Source organism: Clostridium sp. (assembly GCF_051650885.1).
Taxonomy (GTDB): Bacteria; Bacillota; Clostridia; order Clostridiales; family Clostridiaceae; genus Clostridium.
This window is the reverse complement of sequence record NZ_JBOFRG010000087.1, coordinates 1-3,642: the sequence shown is the minus strand read 5'-3', so window position 1 is coordinate 3,642 and position 3,642 is coordinate 1. Positions and strand designations below refer to the sequence as shown.

General features: G+C 28.0%; 5 protein-coding genes. 1 reads left to right on the top strand and 4 read right to left on the bottom strand.

Translation table 11 applies throughout. The annotated features are described in order from the left end of the window. On the top strand, window positions 1-177 hold a 177-nt coding region (locus tag ACRC28_RS04130; RefSeq protein ID WP_438542188.1), incomplete at its 5' end, for a transposase. A gap of 180 nt (window positions 178-357) precedes the next feature. On the opposite strand, the gene ACRC28_RS04125 is transcribed toward ACRC28_RS04130, so the two are convergent. From ACRC28_RS04125 to ACRC28_RS04110, 4 genes are all read right to left on the bottom strand, one after another. Then, window positions 358-1,506 carry an MFS transporter gene (locus ACRC28_RS04125; RefSeq protein WP_438542187.1) on the bottom strand — a complete coding sequence of 383 codons (1,149 nt, stop codon included), beginning with the start codon at window positions 1,504-1,506 and terminating at the stop codon, window positions 358-360. A 102-nt stretch (window positions 1,507-1,608) separates the two neighbouring features. Beyond that, complete coding sequence (locus ACRC28_RS04120; RefSeq protein ID WP_438542186.1) at window positions 1,609-2,037, bottom strand: MarR family winged helix-turn-helix transcriptional regulator; 429 nt, start codon at window positions 2,035-2,037, stop codon at window positions 1,609-1,611. Window positions 2,038-2,084: 47 nt separating this feature from the next. Beyond that, window positions 2,085-2,987 (bottom strand): hypothetical protein, encoded by a 903-nt coding sequence (locus tag ACRC28_RS04115; protein ID WP_438542185.1) that lies wholly within the window; start codon window positions 2,985-2,987, stop codon window positions 2,085-2,087. Between the two features lie 185 nt (window positions 2,988-3,172). Then, a partial coding sequence (locus ACRC28_RS04110) for an RNA-guided endonuclease InsQ/TnpB family protein (protein WP_438542184.1) occupies window positions 3,173-3,642 on the bottom strand: 470 nt, incomplete at its 5' end.

Sequence of the window (3,642 nt, the reverse complement as noted above, 5' to 3'; positions counted from 1 at the left end):
TCTTTTGCACAAATAAAACAAGATATGGGCTTCAGGAGATTTTTATCGAAAGGTAAACAAAATGTGCTTGCTGAAAGTGTTTTACTTGCTATTGGACATAATATTAAAAAGTTACATAATAAAATTCAAGGAAATCGTATCGGAACGCATCTATTTAAAACAGACTTAATAGCTTAAGCTAAATTAAATTTTTTTAATTTTCTTATTAAGCTTGTTAAAGTGCGTCAATTTTTAATAATTTTACAAATTTAAATACATCTAAAAATTTAAAATGTAAATTATAAATATTATTTAGAAAAAGGGCTATCGCTAACGGATTTTATTTCCGCTAAAGCGACAGCCCCTTCTTTTTATATTCTAATTTTCTGATTTCACTTTTATTTTTATTAATATAAATGCTAAAACTGCTATTATCGCTGCGATTATAAATGGTGTGCTCATTCCTATAGTTTCACTTATAACTCCTGAAAGAAGTGGTGCAATTGCTGCTCCAAGCCATCTTACAAAATTATATGCACCTGATGTTATATCTCTTCCATATGGTGATTCTGCCATAGCATGAGTTGTAAATAATGCATTGTTAAGCCCTGAAACTAATCCACTCAATATAACTACTATAATTCTTATATAAGTTGAATGAGCTAAGAATAATATTCCAAGTAAAATTGCAAATATTATCAAACTCCAAGGTAAAATCTTTGAAACTTCATATTTTTTCTCAAGCTTGTGTGAAAGTACTGCTGAACCAAATGCAAGCATAAGTCCCCATCCACAAAATACTAAACCAAGAACTATAGTTGGAATTTTAAGTACAAGTGGTGTATATGCCAAAACAACAAAGAATCCATAATAATAAAACATTCCTGCTATTGCTACCTTTATAAATCTTTTTACTTTTATAAGCTTAATTAATTCTTTTACTCCAGCCACTTTTCTTTCTGTTTTATGACTTGGCTCATAAACAAAAAATGTTACTAGTAAAAATGCTATTAATATAAGTATAAAGGTTGCAATAAAAGGTAATCTCCATGAATACTTTCCTAAAATTCCTCCAACTAAAGGACCTCCAGCCATTCCAAGTCCAATAGCTGCTTCATACATTCCTATTGCACTACTTGCTTTATCACTAAAAGCTATTAATAATACCATTGCTGTTGCAAAAAATAATGCATTTCCAAGTCCCCAACCTGCTCTAAAAATTGATAACTCTAAAATTCCATTTGATAATCCACAAGATAATGCAAATATAGTAACAATTCCAAGTCCTACAACCATTAATCTTTTATTTCCAAACTTTGTTGCTAAAATTCCTGCTGGAATCATCATAATTGCCATTGTAAATATGTATGCTGTAAATAATAACTCAATTTGGCTTGAGCTTGCCCCAATACTTGCTGCAATTGTAGGTAATAATGGGTCTACAACTCCAATTCCCATAAATGCTAAAAACGTTGCAAATACTGTTATATACTTTGCCTTATTTCTTTTTTCTTCTGTATGTGTCATTTATATCATCCCTTCTTCTGAAATCTATCATATCAAAATTAATTGATAAAGTCAATTATTGATAAAGTCAATTTCAATGATAAAAAAATAAGCCTTTAAGGCTTATTCTTCTAAATTTATTAATAATCTATCTATTAATAATTTTAAGTTTTCTATTTCTTCATCTGAAAACCCTTTAAAGTTTTCTCTTGTGTTTTCTAATATTAAAGGATTTACTTTTTTATGAAATTCTTTTCCTTCTTTTGTTAAATATACTAAGTATTCACGTCTATCTGAAGGTGAAGTATTTCTTTCTATAAAGCCTTTTTTATCTAAAATATCTAATATTCTTGTAAAGGCTGCTCCATCTTTAAAGCTTATTTTAGCAAGTTCCTTTTGATTGCATCCCTCTTTAAGACTAATTGTATTCATAACATTCCATTGCTCTACAGTTATATTAAAAGGTTTAAGTTTTCTTTGAAGCTTATTTCTCATAAGAACTCTTGCCTTATAAATATCCATTCCTAAAGCTCTTCCTATTTTCTTTTCCATAAACTTACCTTCTTTCATTAAAATCAATTAAATTATATACTATAAAGCTATTTTCTTCTAATATTTTTTAAATTTAAATGCTTTCTTCTTTTCTTAGCTATAGGCATTACCCTTGTAATTTCTAATAAAACAATATTCAAAGTAAGCCATATTCCACCTAAAGAGAACCCTGTTAATACTTGACTTAAAATTTTTCCATCATAAAGTTCTGCAAGTCCTGTGCTTAAACATATTAAAATAAATACTGCAACTATACACCTTTTAAGCCATTTTTTATTTATATTTTTTATAACAATATATCCTAGGAATCCATAAATCAGTATTGCTGTATAAGAACCCTTATTCATTAAATTATCAAATAGGCTTATATTACTACTTATTAAATGAAATACATAGGAAAATACGTATTCTAAGATTCCCCCACCAATAAGTGTTACTATGGCATATTGAATTTCTAATTTTTTCTCTTTAGATTTATAAGCTATAAATCCTATTATTAGAATCAATCCTATTATATACATATAGTTTCTTGTTAAATACTCCACTAAATAAAATATACCACTAAATATATTTGAACTTCCAAATATAGTTTTAACTAAATAATATGTTATCACATTAAAAGGTTCAAATTCATTAGTGAGAAGGCCTTGTATTATGTTTACAAATCCATCAACAAGCAGAACTCCAAGAACTGCTGCTATAACAACCACAATCCTAAGATTTCCTAATGAATGAAGTATATCAACAGATAAAAGAACTCCTCTTTTTACAAATTCCACTATCTTCTCTTTATATATTTTTATTATATAAATTAAAACTACAGCCACTATCACAAACGCTGCCAAAACTATTAAATACTTGTCTATGTATTTGTGAAAAAACTTCCATCTGTCACCTAGTAGTTTTCCTATCATAGTAAAAATAGTTGCCGATACGAAAAATATATACATTTCTATCTGAATGTCGACATTTATACTGTGATACAACTTATATCCTAAGACTTTCGTTTTGTATCTTCCTTCTTCACTCTATCTGATTTTGTAGTGATAAATCACTTACTACTCTCATTTGTATGACAATCCAAAGGCTTAAATTCCCCAGTATCATTGGGTACATATTCAGAACCTATTTTAGGTTAGGCACTCTGAATTGAATAATTTGCTAAGTTAATACTTGCATTTAAATCTCTATCCATTTTGAGACCACAAGAACATTTATATATTCTATCTTTAAGTCTTAAATCTTTCTTGATAGTTCCACAACAAGAACATTTTTTTGATGAGGGAAAATATTTATCTGCTTCTATAAACTCTATTCCATATTTTTGACACTTATATCCAATTTGTCTTTTAAACTCATATAAGCATTGCTCTGCAATAGCTTTCGCTAGATGTTTATTCTTCATCATATTTTTGATATTAAGAGTTTCCATTACAATTTTGCTAGGCTTGGTTTTCACAATAGCATTTGTACTTTGGTGTAAATGGTTCGTTCTTATATCAGTAAGTTTTTTGTGTAAATTGCGAATTACTTTATTTTGTTTTTGGATATTTTTCATATCCTTTAAAGGTATTTTGAAAATTGGTTTTCTATTTTTTGCATAAC

What these genes read in the sequence shown, in the direction of transcription:
- ACRC28_RS04125 (WP_438542187.1), bottom strand. Translation starts at nt 1,506, where the DNA reads ATGACACATACAGAAGAAAAAAGAAATAAGGCAAAGTATATAACAGTA.
- ACRC28_RS04120 (WP_438542186.1), bottom strand. Translation starts at nt 2,037, where the DNA reads ATGGAAAAGAAAATAGGAAGAGCTTTAGGAATGGATATTTATAAGGCA.
- ACRC28_RS04115 (WP_438542185.1), bottom strand. Translation starts at nt 2,987, where the DNA reads ATGTATATATTTTTCGTATCGGCAACTATTTTTACTATGATAGGAAAA.